23 protein-coding genes are annotated in these 20,522 nt (G+C 47.6%); 13 read left to right on the top strand and 10 right to left on the bottom strand.

The annotated features are described in order from the left end of the window. Window position 1 precedes the first annotated feature (1 nt). The gene (gene gldC / locus ABV409_RS00590) at window positions 2-334 is read left to right on the top strand and encodes a gliding motility protein GldC (protein WP_353875541.1); all 333 of its coding nucleotides are present in this window, start codon (window positions 2-4) and stop codon (window positions 332-334) included. A gap of 5 nt (window positions 335-339) precedes the next feature. Here the strand turns inward: gldC and ABV409_RS00585 are convergent, their stop codons facing one another. The 10 genes from ABV409_RS00585 to ABV409_RS00540 all read right to left on the bottom strand — a co-directional run bounded on the left by ABV409_RS00585 (window position 340) and on the right by ABV409_RS00540 (window position 6,838). After that, window positions 340-1,176, bottom strand: coding sequence for a DUF2306 domain-containing protein (locus ABV409_RS00585; protein WP_353875540.1), 837 nt, complete (start codon window positions 1,174-1,176; stop codon window positions 340-342). 48 nt (window positions 1,177-1,224) lie between these two features. Beyond that, window positions 1,225-1,908, bottom strand: a complete 684-nt coding sequence (locus ABV409_RS00580) for a DUF4386 domain-containing protein (protein ID WP_353875539.1) — start codon at window positions 1,906-1,908, stop codon at window positions 1,225-1,227. 36 nt (window positions 1,909-1,944) lie between these two features. Further along, on the bottom strand, window positions 1,945-2,394 hold the full coding sequence (locus ABV409_RS00575) for a hypothetical protein (protein ID WP_353875538.1): 450 nt from the start codon (window positions 2,392-2,394) through the stop codon (window positions 1,945-1,947). Window positions 2,395-2,418: 24 nt separating this feature from the next. Next, complete coding sequence (locus ABV409_RS00570; protein WP_353875537.1) at window positions 2,419-2,961, bottom strand: GIN domain-containing protein; 543 nt, start codon at window positions 2,959-2,961, stop codon at window positions 2,419-2,421. Continuing rightward, a complete protein-coding gene (locus ABV409_RS00565; RefSeq protein ID WP_353875536.1) occupies window positions 2,948-3,277 on the bottom strand; it encodes a GntR family transcriptional regulator in 330 nt (109 codons plus the stop codon). Before ABV409_RS00565 ends, ABV409_RS00570 begins: the two co-directional genes overlap by 14 nt. 40 nt (window positions 3,278-3,317) lie before the next feature. Beyond that, complete coding sequence (locus ABV409_RS00560) at window positions 3,318-4,031, bottom strand: hypothetical protein (protein ID WP_353875534.1); 714 nt, start codon at window positions 4,029-4,031, stop codon at window positions 3,318-3,320. Window positions 4,032-4,066: 35 nt separating this feature from the next. Continuing rightward, window positions 4,067-4,906 carry an ABC transporter ATP-binding protein gene (locus ABV409_RS00555; protein ID WP_353875532.1) on the bottom strand — a complete coding sequence of 280 codons (840 nt, stop codon included), beginning with the start codon at window positions 4,904-4,906 and terminating at the stop codon, window positions 4,067-4,069. Window positions 4,907-5,007: 101 nt separating this feature from the next. Then, the gene (locus ABV409_RS00550) at window positions 5,008-5,352 is read right to left on the bottom strand and encodes a DUF3307 domain-containing protein (protein ID WP_353875531.1); all 345 of its coding nucleotides are present in this window, start codon (window positions 5,350-5,352) and stop codon (window positions 5,008-5,010) included. Between the two features lie 54 nt (window positions 5,353-5,406). Next, window positions 5,407-6,015: a ribosome biogenesis GTP-binding protein YihA/YsxC gene (gene yihA, locus ABV409_RS00545; protein ID WP_353875530.1), complete on the bottom strand. Its 609-nt coding sequence runs from the start codon at window positions 6,013-6,015 to the stop codon at window positions 5,407-5,409. Between the two features lie 58 nt (window positions 6,016-6,073). Beyond that, window positions 6,074-6,838: an alpha/beta fold hydrolase gene (locus ABV409_RS00540; protein WP_353875529.1), complete on the bottom strand. Its 765-nt coding sequence runs from the start codon at window positions 6,836-6,838 to the stop codon at window positions 6,074-6,076. A gap of 261 nt (window positions 6,839-7,099) precedes the next feature. Here ABV409_RS00540 and ABV409_RS00535 point away from each other — a divergent pair, with 261 nt between their 5' ends. Genes ABV409_RS00535 through ftsA form a run of 12 tightly spaced genes read left to right on the top strand, consistent with a single transcriptional unit; the run spans window position 7,100 to window position 20,516 of the window. Next, window positions 7,100-7,573: a division/cell wall cluster transcriptional repressor MraZ gene (locus ABV409_RS00535; protein ID WP_353875528.1), complete on the top strand. Its 474-nt coding sequence runs from the start codon at window positions 7,100-7,102 to the stop codon at window positions 7,571-7,573. Further along, a complete protein-coding gene (gene rsmH / locus ABV409_RS00530; RefSeq protein ID WP_353875527.1) occupies window positions 7,563-8,456 on the top strand; it encodes a 16S rRNA (cytosine(1402)-N(4))-methyltransferase RsmH in 894 nt (297 codons plus the stop codon). The genes ABV409_RS00535 and rsmH overlap by 11 nt, the downstream gene beginning before the upstream one ends. A 36-nt stretch (window positions 8,457-8,492) precedes the next feature. Further along, window positions 8,493-8,810 (top strand): FtsL-like putative cell division protein, encoded by a 318-nt coding sequence (locus tag ABV409_RS00525; RefSeq protein WP_353875525.1) that lies wholly within the window; start codon window positions 8,493-8,495, stop codon window positions 8,808-8,810. Continuing rightward, the gene (locus ABV409_RS00520; protein ID WP_353875524.1) at window positions 8,810-10,822 is read left to right on the top strand and encodes a penicillin-binding protein; all 2,013 of its coding nucleotides are present in this window, start codon (window positions 8,810-8,812) and stop codon (window positions 10,820-10,822) included. The genes ABV409_RS00525 and ABV409_RS00520 overlap by 1 nt, the downstream gene beginning before the upstream one ends. Continuing rightward, the gene (locus ABV409_RS00515) at window positions 10,819-12,282 is read left to right on the top strand and encodes a UDP-N-acetylmuramoyl-L-alanyl-D-glutamate--2,6-diaminopimelate ligase (RefSeq protein WP_353875523.1); all 1,464 of its coding nucleotides are present in this window, start codon (window positions 10,819-10,821) and stop codon (window positions 12,280-12,282) included. Before ABV409_RS00520 ends, ABV409_RS00515 begins: the two co-directional genes overlap by 4 nt. Before the next feature lies 1 nt (window position 12,283). Further along, a complete protein-coding gene (gene mraY, locus ABV409_RS00510) occupies window positions 12,284-13,504 on the top strand; it encodes a phospho-N-acetylmuramoyl-pentapeptide-transferase (protein ID WP_353875522.1) in 1,221 nt (406 codons plus the stop codon). 1 nt (window position 13,505) lies between these two features. Continuing rightward, on the top strand, window positions 13,506-14,840 hold the full coding sequence (gene murD, locus ABV409_RS00505; protein ID WP_353875520.1) for a UDP-N-acetylmuramoyl-L-alanine--D-glutamate ligase: 1,335 nt from the start codon (window positions 13,506-13,508) through the stop codon (window positions 14,838-14,840). A 5-nt stretch (window positions 14,841-14,845) separates the two neighbouring features. Beyond that, complete coding sequence (locus tag ABV409_RS00500) at window positions 14,846-16,048, top strand: FtsW/RodA/SpoVE family cell cycle protein (protein WP_353875519.1); 1,203 nt, start codon at window positions 14,846-14,848, stop codon at window positions 16,046-16,048. Further along, window positions 16,035-17,123, top strand: coding sequence for an undecaprenyldiphospho-muramoylpentapeptide beta-N-acetylglucosaminyltransferase (gene murG / locus ABV409_RS00495; RefSeq protein ID WP_353875517.1), 1,089 nt, complete (start codon window positions 16,035-16,037; stop codon window positions 17,121-17,123). The genes ABV409_RS00500 and murG overlap by 14 nt, the downstream gene beginning before the upstream one ends. Further along, on the top strand, window positions 17,120-18,472 hold the full coding sequence (murC, locus tag ABV409_RS00490; RefSeq protein ID WP_353875515.1) for a UDP-N-acetylmuramate--L-alanine ligase: 1,353 nt from the start codon (window positions 17,120-17,122) through the stop codon (window positions 18,470-18,472). Before murG ends, murC begins: the two co-directional genes overlap by 4 nt. Window positions 18,473-18,482: 10 nt before the next feature. Further along, entirely contained in the window at window positions 18,483-19,181 is a 699-nt protein-coding gene (locus ABV409_RS00485; RefSeq protein ID WP_353875514.1) for a cell division protein FtsQ/DivIB, read from the top strand. A gap of 3 nt (window positions 19,182-19,184) precedes the next feature. Then, window positions 19,185-20,516: a cell division protein FtsA gene (gene ftsA / locus ABV409_RS00480; protein WP_353875512.1), complete on the top strand. Its 1,332-nt coding sequence runs from the start codon at window positions 19,185-19,187 to the stop codon at window positions 20,514-20,516. Window positions 20,517-20,522 lie beyond the last annotated feature (6 nt).

The raw sequence follows: 20,522 nt of genomic DNA, 5'->3' as shown, positions 1-20,522 counted from the left end.
AATGGCAGTAGCACATACCTCGGAAATACGTTTAAAAGTGGGGCTCGATGAAAATCGGGTTCCCGAAGAACTCAGTTGGTCGGCCCAAGATGGGGGTATCGACAACGAAGAAGCCAAGGCCATGTTGTTGTCGGTATGGGACAGCAAGCATAAGGAGTCGCTAAAAATCGACCTCTGGACCAAGGACATGCCGGTCGATGAAATGAAAATCTTCTTCCATCAAACCTTGGTTACCTTAGCGGATACCTTCATGAAGGCCACCCAAGATGAAAAGATGACGGCCACCATGAAGGATTTCTGTGACTATTTCGCCGAGAAGTTGGAGCTGAAGTGATTCGCTTAACCACTGATCCTAGGCAACCACATGCCCAGGGTCGCGGCGAAGATACCGATCGCGGTTATCGTTATGGCCATGATCATGATCAAGGTCGATCCCAAGGGTTGCCATAGGCCACCACTCTTAATCGCTTTGCGATACCCTTCATACACCGCTATTGGAATGAGGTATTGCCCGAAACCGAGAACCACCAGGAATGGACCTGTGAAGGTTTCCGGATCGAATCCTACCGGTCTGCCATGGATCAACAGCCAAAACATCAGTCCAATCCGGAAAAACCAGACCCCGTTTGCCACCAGAAACAATCGAAAGGCCCATTGCCCATGTTTCTCGAATTTACGTTGAAGGGCGAACCGCAAGGTGAGGTAGGCGAATACCAAGATCAACACCCCATTGATGCTGACGCTGATATCACCGACCAGGCCACTGATGGTGCCTTTGGTAAGTACCATATAGATACCGCTGATGCTTACCAATACCATGGTGATCAGGTAAAACCTACCGTTCAAGCGATGAAAGGCTTTGAAACGATTTCTGATAAAAGGAATGAACTGCAATGGGCCACCGAACAAGATGACCGCTGCAAAAAACACATGGATGCCAACTGCAAGGTTGCCCATGGTTTCACCTTCGACATAGCCATGGGGCAACACCCTGTTCCATTTCATGAAGTCATTGTTGATGGCCGCACCGCCGTAAAATAGGGCAACATATGTGGCGAAGAGCCACTGCCCGATTACCGCTACGGCAAACCATAGTACTGCTGTTTTAGGCAGTAAGTTGCGTACAATATGCTTTATTGTTCGGTCTTGTTCCGAACGTTCGTTTTTCGAATGCATGGGATTCGGTTTTTATTGGGATTGAAAGAAATAGATCAATGGCAAACACTATGCGCCAATTCGGATCGGGTCCGGGGTTCGGAAACCTTTGATCAACAACCAAGTGATGAACGTGATGAAATGGATGCCATTCTGTGCATACGCATAAATACTCACGGAAAAACCAAGAAGCTGTAGCCAACTGGCCGAGAAGACGACAACCATCGCCATCATACCCCATACCGTCAGAAATCGCGGTACCATTTGGCTTTTGAACAAGAAAAACAGCAGCAGAAAATTAGCTGAAGCATACAAGATCAATGAGAAAATATGGGACCACAGGTAGTCTTTCACCTTGGCGAATCCTAAAATGCGAAAGGTTTCCGAAGTCGATCCCGATTCCGTGAACCGGGTCGCTAAATCGATAAGGGTTAGATGACTCATGTTTCCGATGACAATGAGGGTTAAGAAAGCGATAAGCAATCCTAAATAAAGAGCGGTTAGGGATTGGCTGTACCGCTTCATCAAGGGGAGCATGATGCTCCCGATCACTAGCCAAAGGGCCGAGGCCAAAACATCAAAGGGCATGATATAGCGCATCGCTTGACGCTGATTGAAAACCGTCTCCATAAAGTCAGGTGCTTCGGTCATTGTGGTATTGATGCCCCGAAATAGTGTGGAAGGAATGCCAAAGACAATAACGCCCAGCATTAGGAGCCCGACGGTTCTTCCGAATCGTTTTGAATTGTTCATACTATTCGTTTTTTGATTGATAAATGATGATAAAAATTACCCCCAGTGGAACAAGGGTCGTAGATAGTTGCGAAGCACATAACCCCATGGGATGACCAGAAGGTCCAACACCACACCGATGCTGTTGGCTTGGAATAATTCGATCGCCCCATCCGAAAGCATGCCGTCCGCCCGAAGTGGGAGGTAGACCAAAAGCAACCAAATGCTTTTGTATGAGAGTTGCAAAAGGATCAATGCGAGCATTTTCAACGGATAGCGAATTCCTAGGCCCATCAGCAAAGCGAAGGCGGCCCAAAAACTAAAGGCGATGCCGTGAAGGGGATCCCAAGGTTCACTGCTGGTCAAAAGCGTGCTCCAAATTTGTAGGCCGAATGCCAAGAATACGAAAAGGTAAAAGCCCTTGAGAAGGTACCACCGCCATTTGGGGATCCCTTTGGTTTCATAAAAGGTTAGGGTAGGGCCTGGGGCCCCGTGCGTCGTTTGCATGATGTTCGTTTTTTGATTGATGGTTCATTGATTGATGAAATTGATTTGTTCCGTTGCCCCTTCCAGGGTAAGGTCGGCACCTTTTTCGTTGGCCACCTCCAGTAGTGGACTATCGAGTCGCAACCGACAATGACTTTTGTCGGCCATTTGCAATCGAAACTTTTGGCATTGCAAGGTTCCTGAGTTTTCGAAAGAACCTTTTGTCAGCTCCAGTGATTCAAGTTTGGGGTGGTGTATCTTGATCAGGATGGTGTCTTTGCCCCGCTTTTTGCCATTCAGCGACAGATAAAGGACCCGGTCAACGACCTGGGTCGTTACGGAGTCGATAATTTCTTCTGGTGCAGAGACCGTGATCGAACCGATAGAATCTTGTGTAAAGATTACATGGATCGGCGCCTCGATTCGAATACCTTCAAAGTATTCCAAAGGCCTATCTTGGGTCATTCGGGCACCAAAACCCGCCTTTCGTTCCTTTTTAACGTGGTAATGGACCCGTGACTGAAAGGCGATCGAAAGCATGAATAGCAACGCTACCCCTCCTAGGGCGATGAGATTACTTGTTTTCATCCTTGTTTTGTTCATATAGGGATTTGACTTCTTCAAAGCTCACATCGAGTAGCCGCATTTTTTTGAACACATCGGGAAGGACGACTTCCTTGAATTCGTTTCTTCGGATGGATAGTACTTTTTGATAGCCATCTTCCGAGACGAAATAACCGATACCCCGTTTGTTGTAAATTATCTCCATTTCCTGTAAGTGGTTAAAGGCCCGTATGGCCGTATTCGGATTGACTTCAACCAGTACGGCGATCTCACGTACGGACGGAATCCGTTCGCCTTCCTGCCATTTCCGGATGAGGATGTTCTCGTAGAAGAAATCCACGATTTGAAGGTATATGGGTTTACTGCCGTCAAAATCCATCTTATCCTTCTTTTTCCTTCATTTTAAAATAGGTGGCCAGCACGAGAACCGGCCCTAAGACCGATAAAAACAGCAACCGACCGACACCGTTGAAATCTTCTTGGGCCAAATCAAAAGCCTTAGAACCCAAACCGTTTTGTTCGAAAACGTCCAAACCGTGGTTCAAGACCCCATAGAGGAACATATTGAAAAAAACCAAGGCGACCGTCGTGATCACGACCAAGAGAATGGTTTTCGCCCTTCGGTTCTTACTGAAACTGGCCGCTCCGAAAAGGAAGACCGGTAGCAGGAATACATACGTCTTGAACATGGTCCAATAGTTTTCGAAGGTCATGTTGACAAAGTCGAGTTCCGCTCCAAAGAGCAGGCTTCCAAAGAATATGGAAATCCCACCAAAAACAACTCCCAGGGCCAAAAACGCTAGGCTGTGCACCATCGTGGTACTGAGCCATATCGAAAGCAGGCGTTCGCCGGTAGAAATCGGTAAGGTCAAATAAAGGGAACGTTTCGTATCGTCATGTAGTTCCTTAAAATAGGAGAAACAGAGTACAATACCGGAGAGGATATATAACAGTGCAAAAACCGCATAAAACGTATCGGCCGAAAGGGACTTGTTCCAAAAGAGATTGAGTTGGATAAAGACGAACAACAGCGCGGCACAAATGGCCAAACTGGTCAGCAAGGTACTGCGCAGTAAGATGATGTCCCGCTTCAAATGCGACCAAATTCGATGTATTGTTCCGTTTGTTGTCATGGTCGTTGTCCGTTTAGAACCGAGTTGATCGAATTCGGTGCGTTAAGAATACCATGGAACAAGAGTTCTAGGTCGATTTCGGTTTCATCGAGATCTTTTTTGGCTAGAATGGACTTTCCACCAAAACCACTTTCCGAATAGAGGGCAAGATCTCGCTGCGCCGCACTTGCCTTTCCGAACCAGAGCTGCTCTGCCACGGCATCCAGTGAATGGTCAAAAGCCACTCGGGCATGGTCGAGAACGATGACATGGTTGATCAGACTATAGAGATCCCGAACTTGATGGGTAGAAATGACGATGCATTTTTGATCGGTAGCGACTGAGGCCATGACTTTTCTAAACTGGCTTTTAGAGGGAATGTCAAGTCCGTTGGTCGGTTCGTCCATGAACAAGAACCGTGTCTGGGTCGCCAGGGCAAAGGCAATAAGGGCCTTTTTCTGCTGTCCGAACGATAGGGTGCCGATCTGCGCATCCATGCGGAGTCCGAACTCTTGGGTCAGGGTTCGGAAGCGCTCTTTTGAAAAACGGGGGTACAATGGGGCGTTGATGGCTTCATAGGTGCTGACCTTGATGTTCGGCAGACTGAAGTCTTCAGGAACCAAAAAGAGGTCCTGCAACCAACCCGCGTTTCTTGCGTTGATGTGGTTTTCACCCATCCGATACTCACCCGCTTTGGGGTACAACAGTCCCGACAGGATTTTCATCAATGAGGTTTTTCCTTCACCGTTCTTACCGAAAAGGCCATAGATGTTCCCGCATTCAAGTTGCAACGAAACCCCGTTTAAGACTTTTTGACCCTTAGGATACCAAAAATCAAGATTGGAAATGGTAATCATATCTAGTGTATTAGATAACTAGTACACTGCAAATATAGAAAAGAAGATCGAATTTCAAAATCCAACTTCGAATTTTCTAAAAAAACGGGTGGTATCGGGCCTTACAAGGCGAGTACGTCGGCGTTGATGAACGTCCAATACAAACAGGCGGTATGCACCAATTGATCGAAACCATGCAAGATGAAATGTGTTTTAGGGCGCCCTTTACTGGCTCGCATGGCTTTTTCGGTAATCAAATCGGTAAGCAAGTGCAAAACGACATTGAATACCCCATAGCCTAGGCCTACCTGCCATGAATACAGCAAGGTGCCCGTAGCGGTCATCACAAGGCCATAGAGCACTACGTGCAAAAGCAACGATTTCATGCGTTGGTTCTCGCTTCTTTGGGCATGTGGAAGGGCATAATCGGCCAGCCAATGGGCAAGGAGAATGATCAAAAAGTCCATGGACCTAAGATAGTCTTTTTACAGTTGGATGATGTCAATACTGTTTTATCCACGTCACAGACCCGAAACCTGCTGGTTGATGCCATCGATGTATGTTAGCAATTCATCTCCCCCGATGCGGTTCGAAGAAGAGGTGACGAAATATGGAGGCGTCTCCTCCCAGGCGGTATCGAGCAGCACTTTGAGATAGGCTTCCGTGGTTTGGGTGATGGTTTTGGGTTTGAGCTTGTCGGCTTTGGTGAATATCAAGGCGAACGGAATACCGTTACCGCCCAGCCATTCCATGAATTCCAGATCGATCGGTTGTGGTTCGTGTCTAATATCCACCAAAACAAATGCACAGACCAGTTGTTTCCGTTTCAGGAAATAGTCGGTAATATACCGTTGAAAGGTCTTTTTGTCCCTTTTTGAGACCCTAGCATACCCATAACCGGGCAAATCGACCAAAAACCAATTGTCATTGATCTTAAAATGGTTGATCAATTGTGTTTTTCCCGGTCGCCCTGAAGTCTTCGCCAGTCCTTTTTTATTGACCAACATATTGATCAAAGACGATTTGCCTACATTGGAGCGGCCGATGAACGCATATTCGGGAATGGGATCCTTCGGGCACTTGGCCACGTCGGAATTGCTCATTACGAATGTTGCACTTTTGATTTTCACAACTTGGGTTTAAGGTGAAGGATATTTCCAGGCCGGTCCGAAGCCATGCCGCTTTCGATCAAAATCCCCGTTGGTCGAGCCAGGATTCCAATATCCTATTGAACTCGATCGGGTGCTCCATCATGGGGGCGTGACCGCATTTTTCGATCCAAAAAAGATCGGAATCCGGCAACAGCTCGTGAAATTCCTCAGCGACCTCAGGCGGGGTCACCGTATCGTTCTTGCCCCAGATGATACAGGTCGGCGTGTTCATGTTAGGCAGGTCTTTAGACATGTTGTGGCGTATGGCACTTTTGGCGATCGCCAAGGTCTTGACCAACTTCATGCGATCGTTCACGGTGGCGAACACTTCGTCTACGATTTCTTTGGTCGCCACTTTTGGATCGTAAAAGACGTCCTCCGCCTTTTTCTTGATGAATTCGTAATCACCCCGTTTCGGATAGCCGTCACCCATGGCACTTTCATAAAGTCCGGAGCTTCCGGTGATGACCAGGGCCTTGACATGTTGGGGGTACATTTTGGTATGCAGCAAACCGATATGGCCGCCTAACGAATTCCCTAATAAGATGACGTTTTCCAAACCTTTGTGCTCGATGAATTGCTCGAGGAACTTGGCAAAGTTCTTTACCGTGGTCTTTAAGGTCGGCATTTCGTATATCGGTAGTTCGGGTACGAGTACTTTGTAATTTTTCTGGGGAAAATGGTCCGTTACCCCGTGAAAATTGCTCAATCCACCCATCAACCCATGTAAAATGATGATCGGGGTCCCCTCACCAAACTCGATATATCGAAATTTCCCTTCTTGTTTAATCTGATCTTCCATCTACGACAGTTCGGTCTAGAGCGGCAAATATAGGCATTTCAGTACAATGGAAATTAGCGCTTTTCGTCTTGCCGTATGCCTTGTTTCGTAATTGAGCTCCGCGCTTTTTGACCCTAAGGAGTTCAGAAAAGCCATCATTTTACTAGTTTAGTGTCAAATTGAAGCGAAAAAATTCTGATTTTATTAACAAAGTGTTTTTTTGTGGTAAATTGTGGTAATAATATTTATATATTTGAGTTATAGAAAGTAAATAGGCTGGTTTTGGATATTTATTTCTTGGGTTCTTTTACATGCAAAGCTGACGCAAAGGGTCGGGTGATGCTTCCTATTGCCCTACGAAACCAGATGACACCGATACTCAAAGATGGGTTCTACATCAAGAAATCATATTACAACGAGTGCTTGGAGTTGTATCCTGCCTACGAATGGAGACGCGTGATGGCCGAACTGAACGAAAAGAGTCGTTTCGAAGAGGAGAACGTCGATTTCATCAGGATGTTCACCGATGGTCTTCGCCAAGTGGAAATGGACGCTACCGGAAGGTTGCTGATACCGAAAGACGTTATCGGGCTCGTTGGGATCACCAAGGAAGTCAAAATCGCCCCGATCGGGAAGCACTTGGAGATTTGGGACAAAGCTGCGTACGAGAAAGCGATTACCGCTTCGAAAAAAGACAAAAAGGAATTGGCACGTCGCGTAATGGTCGACGGTAAATCCAAGCCCGATGTATCATGATCCCGTTCTGTTGACGGAATCGGTTGATGGCTTGGACATTAAGGAGGACGGGGTGTATGTCGATGTCACCTTCGGTGGTGGTGGCCATTCCAAAGAAATATTGAAAAGACTTGGTGCAAACGGACGCTTGGTAGCGTTCGATCAAGATAAAGATGCGTTGCAAAACAGTATCGCTGACGAAAGGTTTCAATTGATCAATGAAAACTTTCGCTATCTGAAAAGGTATTTGAAGTTCTATGGCATTGTAAAGGTTGACGGAATTCTCGCTGATTTCGGCGTTTCATCCCACCAGTTCGATCAAGCGGATCGCGGATTTTCGATCCGATTCGATGCGTCGCTCGACATGCGCATGGATGCTTCCAGCGCACTCTCTGCTTTCGAAGTGGTCAACACCTATGATGAAGCCCGACTGGCCGATGTGTTGTTTCAATACGGTGATTTGCGGAATTCGAGAAAAATCGCTGGCCTGATCGTTCGGTCACGTAGCGATCGCGAAATCGACACTACGGGAGCCTTAAAGGAAATCCTGGGTCCCGTATTGCCCAAGGCACGTGAAAACAAGGTGCTGGCGCAGATTTATCAGGCCATCCGGATAGAAGTGAACCAAGAAGTCGAGGTGCTCAAGGAATTTTTACAGCAGGCACCCGGGGTTTTGGTCAAAGGGGGGCGACTCAGTATGATCAGTTACCATTCTTTGGAAGACCGTTTGGTCAAACGATTCATTCGGTCTGGCAACTTTGAAGGGGAGGTCGAAAAGGATTTTTACGGGAACAGCAACCAGCCATTGAAGAAAGTAGGGGGTTTGATCGTGCCGAGTGCCGATGAGATCGCCAAGAACAACCGGGCCAGAAGTGCCAAGCTCCGCATCGCGGAGCGCATTTGAATGCAAAATCGAAAAACGAACACTAAAGGGAACACAATGAAAAAAGGACTGTTGGATATCTTGAAGGGTAAATTCTTGGTCAGTGGCGATGCCCCCAAGAATTGGCTGTTCTTGTTGTTCGCTTCCTTTTTGGCGGTCGTCATGATTTCCAGTTCGCACCACGCCGATAAGCGGGTGCACAAGATATCCGAATTGAACGAAGAAGTGCGTGCGTTGCGTAGCGAATTCGTACAGAATCGCAAACAGCTCCAACAATTGCGTTTGGAATCGACCCTGACCGAATCGGTCGTTTTAAGCGGTCTGCGCCCTGCTGGCAATCCTCCTCAAAAAATAAAAGTCAAATCGTCTAACTGATGCCTATCACTGAAAAAAATATCATGAATAGGCTGTATCTGGTCGCCGCCGGCTTCTTTGTTTTTGCCGTGGCGGTGGTGGTCAAGTTGGTCGATATCCAAATGGTCAAAGGGGAAACCTATAAGGAACTGGCGATGCAGAAGACCGAACGCATGTTCACTATTCAGCCTAATCGCGGTAACATCTATGCCGATGACGGAAGTCTTCTCGCGGCCTCAGTGGCTAAGTACGAAATCCGTTTCGATGCCAACACGGTCACCAAGAACGACTGGGATGACCATATTAATGCCTTAAGTGATTCATTAGGCCAACTGTTCGGTAGGCCCTCTTCGCACTACCTCAATCTTTTTCGAAAGGCCAGGGCCAACAAAAACGGCTACAAATTGATCGCGCGAAACGTTTCGTATTTGGATTATGCGCGAATCCGAAACTTCCCCTTGTTCCGATACGGTCCACATCGCGGAGGGTTCATTGAATCCCACCGGGTAGTGCGTGAGTATCCGTTGGGAAAAATGGCGGCTCGGAGCATCGGTTATGAAAGGATAGACGGTGAAGGGCATTTTACCAGGGTCGGATTGGACGGTGCTTTCGGAAAAACCTACCTCAGGGGTATCGAAGGCAAACGCCTAAAACAAAAAAGTGCGGGCAGTGAATGGAAACCGGTCGGTTTCGATAACATCATCGAACCCCAAGACGGAAGGGATTTGGTCACCACCTTGAATTCGAACATCCAAGACATAGCGCACCATGCGCTACTAAAGCAACTCGAGTACTACAAGGCCGACCATGGTTGTGTGGTCGTCATGGAAACGGAGACGGGCGAGGTCAAGGCCATTTCGAATTTGGGACGTACCGAGGAAGGAAAATATTACGAACGCCTAAATTATGCCGTGGGTGAATCGCACGAACCGGGATCCACGTTCAAGCTAATGTCCTTGCTGGCCGCCCTTGAAGATAACGTAGTCGACACCAGCACGGTGGTCGATACCGAAAAAGGGAGATGGCGGGTCTATGACCGTACCGTTAAGGATTCCAAATGGGGTGGCTACGGTAAAGTGTCCGTCGCAGAAGCCTTCGCGGTTTCCTCGAACACGGCCTTTGCAAAAATCATCCATGAAAACTACAAAGACCGTCCAGAGCAATTCGTCAACCGATTGATGAATATGGATTTGCATAAGCCTTTGAGCCTTCCGATCGTAGGTGAAGGTGAACCGGTGCTCCGGTATCCTGGCGAGCAAGGATGGTCGGGGGTATCCTTGGCGTGGATGTCGCATGGCTATGAAGTCTCGATGACCCCTTTGCAAACCTTGGCCTTCTATAACGCCGTGGCCAACGATGGCAAGTATGTGCGTCCGAGGTTCTTGAAAGAGGCCCGTGTCGGTGATCGCGTCTTAGAGCGCTTCGAGACCGAAGTCGTAAATCCATCCATCGCTTCGACGAGCAATATCGGCAAGGTCAAGCAACTGCTTAAGGATGTGGTCGAAAAGAAAAGCGGTACCGGACATGGCTTGTATTCGCCGGAATTTTCCATGGCCGGTAAAACCGGAACCTGTCAAAAGAACTACGTTGCCAAAGACCCTGATAAACTAGCGTATATCTCTTCATTCGTGGGGTACTTTCCAGCGGATCGCCCCAAATACTCATGTATCGTGGTCATTCATGAACCCGATAAGAGTGTGGGGTATTACGGAGCCGACGTATCCGGACCTGTTTTCAGGTCGATGGCCCATAAGATCTATGCCAATTCACCCATCATCGATGAGGTAGGGGGGCAAACCCCTGAAGATGATGAGTTGGATTCCGATTACAATGCTTTTTATGCCCATGCTGCTGACAACGATCGCACCCAAATGCCCAACCTGAAAGGGATGTGCGGTATGGACGCCATAGCCCTACTGGAGAATTTAGGATTGAAGGTCGAGGTGCAGGGCAATGGTAAAGTACGTAGGCAATCGGTGGCTCAGGGAACCGACATCCATAAAATCGATAAAATCATCTTGACCCTTTCATGAAGTTATTGAAAGACATATTGTATGGGGTAGGCCTCTCGGCAGTCAGTGGTGGTACTGACGTTTTGATCAATGCCATTCATTTCGATTCCCGAAAGGTGGCCATGGACGATGTTTTCGTTGCGATCAAAGGGTTGACCGTTGACGGGCACGATTTTATACAAAAGGCCATCGATTCGGGTGTCAAAGCCGTTGTATGCGAACAAATTCCGGAACTGACCGTTGGGGGTATTACCTATTTACAAGTCGATGATGCGAATAAGGCCTTGGCCATCATGGCGTCGAACTTTTATGGGATCCCCTCAAAGAACCTAAAATTGGTCGGTGTGACGGGGACCAATGGCAAGACCACAGTGACCACTTTACTGTATAACCTATTCAAAAAAGCGGGGTACAAAGTCGGATTGATATCAACCATCAAAGTACTGATAGACGATGCCGAATTTCCCACTACCCATACCACACCTGATGCACTGACCATTAATAAGCATCTACACGAAATGAACGAGGCGGGTGTGGAGTTCTGTTTTATGGAGGTCAGTTCACACGGCATCCATCAAAAACGGGCAGAAGGCTTGACCTTTGCCGCTGCGATTTTCACCAACCTTTCGCATGACCATCTCGATTACCACAAAACCTTTGCGGCCTATCGCGATACCAAAAAGGAACTCTTCGATAAATTGCCCAAAACGGCATTTGCCCTGACGAACCTTGATGATAAAAACGGCATGGTCATGCTGCAGAATACCAAGGCCAAGACCTATTCCTACGCCTTGAAATCGTATGCCGATTATCGCGGGCAGATCTTAGAGCATCAATTGGATGGGCAACTATTAAAAATCGATGACAATGAGATTTGGACCAAGCTCATTGGCAATTTCAATGCATACAACCTCCTGGCCATCTATGCCACAGCTGAACTACTCGGGCTTGAACGCCTAGAGATCCTAAAACTGCTCAGCGAGTTGGAAAATGTCGATGGCAGGTTTCAATATTATGTTTCAAAAGCACGCATAACGGCTATTGTTGATTATGCCCATACGCCGGACGCACTAAAAAATGTGTTGGTTACCATCAACGCATTGAGGACTGGAAATGAAAACGTCATCACCGTAGTGGGGTGTGGTGGTGACCGTGATAAGTCTAAGCGTCCGGTTATGGGTCATATCGCTTCAGAGATGAGCAACCAGGCGATTTTCACTTCCGATAACCCAAGATCCGAGCCTCCGGCGACGATCATTGAGGAAATGGAGGCCGGTGTCGAACCTCAAAACCAAAAAAAAGTACTAACGGTCGAGAACCGCAAACAAGCCATTCGAACGGCTTGTAAACTAGCCCACGCCAATGACATTATTTTGGTGGCCGGTAAAGGGCATGAAAATTATCAGGAAACGAACGGCAAACGTGTCGCATTCGATGACTTTAAGGAAGTAAGGAACGCATTGAACGAATTGGATAAATAACATGCTCTATTATCTATTCGAATTTTTAGAACGACAATACCAATTGCCTGGGGCGTCTTTGTTCCAATTTTTGACTTTTCGGGCTGCCTTTGCCGTCATCCTATCCCTATTGATCGCCATGGTATATGGGAAACGGATCATCCTTTTCCTTAAGGCCAAGCAAATCGGGGAAAGCGTTCGTGACCTTGGTTTGCAAGGACAGAAACAAAAGGCGGGCACCCCGACCATGGGAGGCGTCATCATCATCATGTCGACCCTGATCCCTGTTTTGTTGGTCGCTGACCTGAAGAACATTTACGTGCTGCTGCTGATCATTACCATGGTCTGGATGGGGGTTATCGGCTTTATCGATGACTATATCAAAATCTTCAAAAAAGACAAAAAGGGCCTTAAAGGACGGTTCAAGGTGTTGGGTCAGGTCGGACTCGGATTGATCGTTGGGTCCGTCCTGTATTTCCATCCTGGAGTGACCGTGAAGGAGAAGGATACCTCAAGGATCACCGAACAGTTTACTGTAGAACAAGTGTATGGCAAAGAGATCAAGTCGGTACGGACCAATGTCCCGTTTTTCAAAAACAACGAATTGGACTATGCCGATTTTCTTGGATGGATGGGTGAAGGTGCCAAAGACTATGCTTGGTTGATTTTCATACCGATCGTCATCGTGATCGTGACCGCAGTATCGAACGGTGCCAATTTAACCGACGGGATCGACGGTCTGGCCGGGGGTACATCGGCCATCATCGTCTTGACCTTGGGGATTTTCGCCTGGGTTTCGGGTAATATCGAATTTTCGGCCTACCTCGATATTTTCTACATCCCAAGGGTGGGTGAATTGGTCGTGTTCATTGCCGCTTTTGTCGGGGGCTTGGTGGGCTTTTTATGGTACAATGCGTTTCCAGCACAGGTGTTCATGGGCGATACTGGGAGTTTGACCATTGGTGGGGTGATCGCGGTCATCGCCATCATTGTCAGAAAAGAGCTGTTGATTCCGCTCTTGTGCGGGATTTTCTTTGCCGAAACGGTATCGGTGATGCTCCAAGTCAGCTATTTCAAGCGAACCAAGAAAAAATACGGGGAAGGAAAACGCCTTTTCCTGATGGCGCCTTTGCACCATCATTATCAGAAAAAACTATACCACGAAAGTAAGATCGTGACGCGATTTTGGATCATCGGGATCCTTTTGGCCATTTTGAGTATCGTCACTTTGAAAATCAGATGATATGGGCCGTTTGGTGGTGCTGGGTGGCGGCGAAAGTGGTGTAGGAACAGCCCTATTGGGGCAACAGCAAGGATTTGAGGTCTTTGTCTCCGACAAGGGTCCGATCCAAGAAAAATATAAAGACGTTCTTGAAAATTTTGGAATTGAATGGGAGGAGAACCGGCATACGGCCGAAAAGATCCTAAATGCCCAACTGGTCATGAAAAGCCCGGGGATACCGGATACGGTGCCCTTGGTGGTCGAGTTGGTGACTCATGGGATTCCGGTGATTTCGGAAATCGAATTCGCCAGTCGCTACTCAGATGCGGTGGTTATCGGTATTACAGGAAGTAACGGCAAGACCACAACCACCATGTTGACGCACCATTTGCTGAAACAGGCTGGTATGGATGCGGGTATGGCCGGAAATATCGGTGATAGTTATGCCAAAATGGTAGCTGATCATCATTACGCGCATTATGTGCTCGAAATCAGCAGTTTTCAACTCGATGGTATCGTTGATTTTAAACCGCATATCGCGATTTTGACGAACATCACACCCGATCATTTGGATCGCTATGCCAATCGCTTTGAAAATTACGTGGCCTCGAAATTTCGAATCGCAATGAATCAGGGTCCAGAGGATTACCTGATTTATGATGCCGATGATGTGACGATCACCGACTGGTTACGAACCAATCCCATACAATCGAAATTACTGCCTTTTTCCTTGCAACAGCGATTGCAGGAAGGGGCATATCAAGACGCAGATCGAATAATTATGAACGTGGAATCAAAAACCTTTGAAATGAGTACTGATATCTTGGCCTTGGAAGGGCAACACAATGTAAAAAACGCGATGGCCGCCAGTATGGCCTCCCTCTTGGTGGGTGTGCGAAAAGAAGCCATTAGAAACAGTATTCAGACGTTCCAAGGGGTGCCACACCGTCTTGAAAAGGTCTTGAAGATCAATCATGTCGAATACATCAACGACTCGAAAGCCACCAATGTGAACGCGACCTATTTCGCTTTGGATGGTATCAAGAAACCCATCGTCTGGATCGTTGGTGGCGTTGACAAGGGCAATGACTATAGTGAACTCATGCCTTTGGTGCGTGAAAAGGTCAAGGCCATCATCTGTTTGGGTATGGACAATACCAAATTGGTTACGGCTTTCGGAAACGTCATCGATCTCATGATCGAAACCTATTCTATGGAAGAAGCGGTCAAAGTAGCCTACAAGATAGGTCAACGGGGCGATGCGGTTTTGCTTTCGCCGGCCTGCGCCAGTTTCGATCTCTTCGAAAATTACGAAGACCGGGGCAACCAATTCAAAGACGCCATTAAAAAACTATAGGGAAAATGAGGGCGCTGGCAAGAAATATTAAGGGGGATAAAGCCATTTGGGGCATCGTTGCGCTATTGGCACTGTTCTCTTTTTTGCCGGTTTACAGCGCCAGCACCAATTTGGTATACGTCAAGGATACCGGAACGACCATAAGCCACTTGATCAAACATGGGGTCTTGTTGTTCTTGGGTTTTATGATCATCTATGCCGTACATCGCATCCCAACACATTATTTTAAAGGGCTTTCGTTGATCGCCTTGCCCATCGTTTTGCCTTTATTGGCCTATACCCTGACCGTCGAGACCCAGATCGGTGCGGTCACGGCCAACCGCTGGATTCGAATCCCGTTCATCGGGGTAAATTTTCAGACCTCGACTTTGGCGTCGGTGGTGTTGATGATCTGGATCGCCCGATACCTTTCGAAGATCAAGGATAAAACGATCAGTTTCAAAGAAAGCATTTTACCGCTTTGGGTTCCGGTGGCACTGGTGGTCTTGCTCATCGTGCCCGAGAATTTCTCAACAGCGGCGATCATCACCGTCATGGCCTTGATGCTTTGTTTTTTGGGAGGGTATCCGTTAAAGTACCTGCTTTCAATGGTGGGTGTGGGCCTACTCATCGCCACCACTTTTTTGACCGTACTCTTCGTAGCACCTGATAAAATACCATCGCAACGGGCATTGACCTGGAAAAACCGTATCGAGACTTTCGTCTACCCGGAAAAAGCCTCGGCCGATGCCTCACGACAAGTAGAGTACGCCAAGATGGCCGTCGCCGAAGGAGGTCTGATGGGCAAAGGGGCCGGCAAGAGTGTCATGAAGAACATCCTCTCGCAAAGTACCTCTGATTTCATTTTTGCGATCATTATTGAAGAATATGGATTGATAGGAGGAATAGGACTTTTGTTTTTCTACCTCTTATTGCTGTTTCGTATCGTGGTGGTGGCCAATGCCGCCAAATCGATTTTCGCGAAACTGCTGGTCATCGGTGTCGGACTGCCCATCGTGTTCCAGGCCTTCATCAATATGGCCGTGGTGGTCGAACTGTTTCCGACCACAGGGCAACCCTTACCCCTGATCAGTATGGGGGGTACCTCCATTTGGATGACCTGCTTGGCCATAGGGATCGTTTTGAGTGCGAGTGACAAAGAACAGGAGGTCACTCACACGACGGTCGACGATAACAACCCTTTAGAAGTGTTGAGTGGGCAATTATAGGTTTATCATTTCCGGAGGGGGAACGGGAGGACATATTTATCCGGCAATCGCCATTGCCAATGAACTGAAACGAAGGTTTGCCGATGCGGAGTTCCTGTTCGTCGGGGCGAAGGATAAAATGGAGATGGAAAAAGTACCCCAGGCCGGGTATAGCATAAAAGGCCTATGGATTAGTGGATTACAAAGGAAACTGACGGTCAAGAACCTGTTGTTTCCGATTAAATTGATAAGTAGTTTGTTTCGAGCACATCAAATCGTACGTCAGTTCAAACCCCATGTCGCGGTGGGTACAGGTGGCTTCGCCAGTGGTCCGCTCTTGCGTATGGCGGCTATGAACGGTATTCCAACGGTTTTGCAGGAACAAAACTCTTTTGCAGGCATCACCAACAAATTATTGGCTTCCAGAGCAGAAAAGATCTGTGTGGCCTACGATGGTATGGAGCGGTTTTTTCCGGCATCCAAGGTCGTCAAGACCGGTAATCCGATCCGCAAGGACCTTATTGATATCAAAGTACCGCAAACCGAAGCCAAAGAGCGGTTCGGGCTTCAAAAGAATGCTACGGTCGTTTTGGTTTTAGGGGGAAGTCTAGGGGCCCGACGTATCAACCAATTGGTCGCTGACCACTTGACGCTTTTCGAACGGAACAAGGTTCAATTGTTATGGCAATGCGGTAAGCTGTATTACAACCAATATCAAAACAACCAATCGGAAACGGTCAAAGTGAAGCCTTTTATCAAGGATATGGACCATGCCTATGCAGCAGCCGATCTGATCATTTCAAGGGCAGGGGCCGGTTCGGTCTCTGAACTCTGTTTGGTAGGGAAACCGACACTGTTCATTCCGTCCCCTAACGTGGCTGAAGACCATCAAACGAAGAACGCGCTTGCCCTCGTCAACGAAGGGGCGGCGGTAATGGTCGAAGAAAAGGAAATCGATGAACGGTTCGAAGCGGTCTTCCAATCGCTATTGGAGGATGCCGATTCGCAAAATCGTTTGGCGAAACGCATAAAAAGTTTGGCGATGCCCCATGCGACGACGGCTATCGTTGATGAAATCGAAAAAGTGCTGGCATGACATTGAAAGACATCCATAACGTCTATTTCATCGGTATCGGAGGTATCGGTATGTCGGCCTTGGCACGGTATTTCGAGTTCATCGGAAAGCAAGTCGCAGGCTATGATAGGGTGCGCACCCCGCTGATCGACGAGCTGATGGCGTGTGGTATCGATGTGCATTTTGAAGACGACTTGAAGGCCATTGCCCCTCAATATTTAGAGCCGGTACATACCTTGGTGGTTTATACCCCAGCCGTCCCCAAAGCGCATTCCGAATTGGACTATTTCAACAAATCCGGGCACAGGGTGATGAAACGCGCCGAAGTTTTGGGGTTGATAACCAAAGACATTTTTTGCCTGGCGGTCGCAGGAACCCACGGAAAAACAACGACTTCAAGCATTTTGGCCCATTTGCTCTATGAGGCCGGCAACCCCATCATTGCCTTTCTAGGTGGGATTTCGGAAGACTTCAATAGCAATTTCGTGCTCAACGGCAATGAGTATGCGGTAGTGGAAGCCGATGAGTACGATAGGTCGTTCTTACACCTGCATCCGAACGTTGCCTGTATCACCTCGATGGATGCCGATCATTTGGATATTTACGGCTCAGGCGAGAAGCTGGAAGAATCCTTTAGGGCCTTTGCATCCCAGATCAAGCCCGGCGGAACCCTCATTGTTAAGAGCGGACTGCCCATTAAGGGGTTGACCTATGGTATCGAAGACGGCTCCGATTATGAAATCAAGAACATCCGAATTGAACAAGGAACCTACGTATTTGACATTCAAACCCCGAATGAAACGGTTCGAGACATCCGTTTCAACAAGCCGGGCCAACACAATTTGCTCAATGGATTAGCTGCTTTCGCAATGGCGGTGCAAACGGGCTCACCGACGCACCGCCTAGCTGAAGCGATGGCCTCCTTCAAGGGGGTAGAGCGCAGGTTCTCTTACCGATTGAAGAATGAGCATATCGTCTTTATCGACGATTATGCCCACCATCCGACAGAAATCGATGCGGTGTACCAGGCAGTGGTCGAAATGCATCCCGATGCGCGGGTTTTGGTCGTTTTTCAACCCCATTTGTTCTCACGCACCCAAGATTTTGCCGATGCTTTCGCGGCGAGCCTTTCGCGGTTTGATAGCGTGCTATTGCTCGAGATCTATCCCGCTAGGGAATTACCGATAGCAGGGGTCGATTCGGCCTGGCTCTTGGAAAAAATAAAGAACCCCAACAAAAAACTGATCGAGAAAGAAAATATCCTCCATGAAGTCCGATCCCAAAGCCCCGATATACTGATCACCATGGGGGCCGGAGACATCGGACTTGAAGTTGAACGAATAAAATCAGGATTGGCCTATGCGAGTTAATTGGAACCTTTTGAAAACGTTGACCCTGCTGTTGACGATCATCGTGTTATACGGTTTTGCCGACTATAGGAGCAATGCCAAAACAATCGATGGTCTGACCATTAAATTCATGGGCGACAACGACTTATATATCAATGAGGATGCAGTTAATAAATTGTTAATACAAAATTACGGCAGCGTAAAAAATAGGGCAAAAGAACAAGTAGTTTTGAATACCATAGAATCGGTAATCAGTTCCGATCCTATGGTAAAAAATGCCCAAGTCTACCTCACCGTCGAGGGTGAGCTTATTTCAAAAATTGTTCAGCGAGAACCTATAGGAAGGGTTGAAGGGGCCTCCAAATTTTATTTGGATGACATGGGGAAACGCATGCCTTTATCGAAGTTTCATTCGGCACGCGTTCCCATTATCACGGGTAAAATTACGGGGGAGACCCTTGAGGATGCCTATACCATCCTGACTTATATCAATGAGGACGATTTTTTGAGAAAGAACGTAATCGGTATCCATATTGAGGATGTCGACAAGTATCAGTTAAAGCTCAGGGTAGAGAATTTTGTAGTGAATTTGGGTAGTGTGGATAATCTTGATGAAAAATTTAAAAATTTCATGGCATTCTACGTGAAAGCGGCCAAAGACAATTCTTTGGAAAAATATGCCATGGTCAATCTTGAATTTGATAACCAAGTGGTTTGCACAAAAATATAAGGTATGGAACAAGGTAATTATTCAGTTGGATTGGATATCGGTACGACCAAGATCGTAGCGATTATCGGACGTGAGAACGAATATGGAAAAATCGAGGTATTGGGTTGTGGTCGATCCAAAAGCCTTGGGGTCCATAGGGGAGTGGTGAACAATATCACCCAAACGATTTCATCGATACAACAGGCTGTAGAACAAGCGGAGCTTGATGCAGGTTTGAAGATCGGTTCGGTGGTCGTCGGTATCGCAGGGCAACATATTAGAAGCCTGCAACACAGTGATTACATTACCCGGGCCAATGCCGAAGAAGTTATCGGTGAAGAAGACCTCGACAAACTTTGCAACCAGGTCTACAAACTCGTCATGCTGCCAGGAGAAGAGATCATCCATGTGCTGCCCCAAGAATACAAAGTAGATGGCCAATCGGAGATCAAACAACCCATCGGTATGTACGGTGGGCGTTTGGAAGCGAACTTCCACGTGGTCGTTGGGCAGGTCACTTCGATAAAGAATATCGGACGGTGCATCAAAAGTGCCGGCTTGGATTTGGGGAACATCACTTTGGAACCCCTTGCTTCTGCCGATGCGGTCTTGAGTCAAGAAGAGAAAGAAGCCGGGGTCGCCTTGATCGATATCGGGGGTGGAACCACGGATCTCGCGATTTTCAAAGATGGGATCATTCGCCATACGGCCGTAATCCCTTTTGGGGGTAATGTCATTACAGAAGACATCAAGGAGGGTTGTTCGATCATCGAAAAGCAAGCCGAATTGTTGAAGATGAAATTTGGATCCGCATGGCCAGGGGAGAACAAGGACAACGAGATCGTTTCCATACCCGGCCTACGAGGGCGCGAACCCAAAGAGATCACCTTGAAAAACCTTTCGAAGATCATCCATGCCCGGGTCGTTGAGATCGTTGAACAGGTCTACGTCGAAATCAAAAACTACGGCCACGAGGAACAAAAGAAAAAATTGATCGCCGGTATTGTATTGACCGGTGGGGGTAGTCAATTGAAACACTTAAAACAGCTGGTTGAATACATCACAGGTATGGACACCCGAATCGGATACCCTAACGAGCATTTGGCGGGTGATTCCGATGAAGAAATCGCCAGTCCCTTATATGCAACGGCCGTCGGTCTTTTAATGAAGGCCCTAGATGGTAAACCCCGATACAACCAGGAATCTGAAGAAGCCGAAATCGGGGTCGACGAAGAGGTATTGGTCGGTCAAGAGCAGGTCGGTGAACCTGTTGCCCAAGGCACCGCGAAACACCGCAAATCGATTTTTGATAAATGGTCGGAGAAACTGAAGGATTTTTTGGATAACGCCGAATAAGAAACT

Origin of the sequence: Flagellimonas algarum, from assembly GCF_040513375.1 — a bacterium.
In the GTDB taxonomy this organism is placed as follows: Bacteria; Bacteroidota; Bacteroidia; order Flavobacteriales; family Flavobacteriaceae; genus Flagellimonas_B; species Flagellimonas_B algarum.
This window is presented reverse-complemented; position numbering and strand designations above follow the sequence as displayed.

What these genes read in the sequence shown, in the direction of transcription:
- gldC (WP_353875541.1), top strand. Translation starts at nt 2, where the DNA reads ATGGCAGTAGCACATACCTCGGAAATACGTTTAAAAGTGGGGCTCGAT.
- ABV409_RS00585 (WP_353875540.1), bottom strand. Translation starts at nt 1,176, where the DNA reads ATGCATTCGAAAAACGAACGTTCGGAACAAGACCGAACAATAAAGCAT.
- ABV409_RS00580 (WP_353875539.1), bottom strand. Translation starts at nt 1,908, where the DNA reads ATGAACAATTCAAAACGATTCGGAAGAACCGTCGGGCTCCTAATGCTG.
- ABV409_RS00575 (WP_353875538.1), bottom strand. Translation starts at nt 2,394, where the DNA reads ATGCAAACGACGCACGGGGCCCCAGGCCCTACCCTAACCTTTTATGAA.
- ABV409_RS00570 (WP_353875537.1), bottom strand. Translation starts at nt 2,961, where the DNA reads ATGAAAACAAGTAATCTCATCGCCCTAGGAGGGGTAGCGTTGCTATTC.
- ABV409_RS00555 (WP_353875532.1), bottom strand. Translation starts at nt 4,906, where the DNA reads ATGATTACCATTTCCAATCTTGATTTTTGGTATCCTAAGGGTCAAAAA.
- ABV409_RS00550 (WP_353875531.1), bottom strand. Translation starts at nt 5,352, where the DNA reads ATGGACTTTTTGATCATTCTCCTTGCCCATTGGCTGGCCGATTATGCC.
- ABV409_RS00540 (WP_353875529.1), bottom strand. Translation starts at nt 6,838, where the DNA reads ATGGAAGATCAGATTAAACAAGAAGGGAAATTTCGATATATCGAGTTT.
- rsmH (WP_353875527.1), top strand. Translation starts at nt 7,563, where the DNA reads ATGTATCATGATCCCGTTCTGTTGACGGAATCGGTTGATGGCTTGGAC.
- ABV409_RS00525 (WP_353875525.1), top strand. Translation starts at nt 8,493, where the DNA reads ATGAAAAAAGGACTGTTGGATATCTTGAAGGGTAAATTCTTGGTCAGT.
- ABV409_RS00520 (WP_353875524.1), top strand. Translation starts at nt 8,810, where the DNA reads ATGCCTATCACTGAAAAAAATATCATGAATAGGCTGTATCTGGTCGCC.
- ABV409_RS00515 (WP_353875523.1), top strand. Translation starts at nt 10,819, where the DNA reads ATGAAGTTATTGAAAGACATATTGTATGGGGTAGGCCTCTCGGCAGTC.
- mraY (WP_353875522.1), top strand. Translation starts at nt 12,284, where the DNA reads ATGCTCTATTATCTATTCGAATTTTTAGAACGACAATACCAATTGCCT.
- murD (WP_353875520.1), top strand. Translation starts at nt 13,506, where the DNA reads ATGGGCCGTTTGGTGGTGCTGGGTGGCGGCGAAAGTGGTGTAGGAACA.
- ABV409_RS00500 (WP_353875519.1), top strand. Translation starts at nt 14,846, where the DNA reads ATGAGGGCGCTGGCAAGAAATATTAAGGGGGATAAAGCCATTTGGGGC.
- murC (WP_353875515.1), top strand. Translation starts at nt 17,120, where the DNA reads ATGACATTGAAAGACATCCATAACGTCTATTTCATCGGTATCGGAGGT.
- ftsA (WP_353875512.1), top strand. Translation starts at nt 19,185, where the DNA reads ATGGAACAAGGTAATTATTCAGTTGGATTGGATATCGGTACGACCAAG.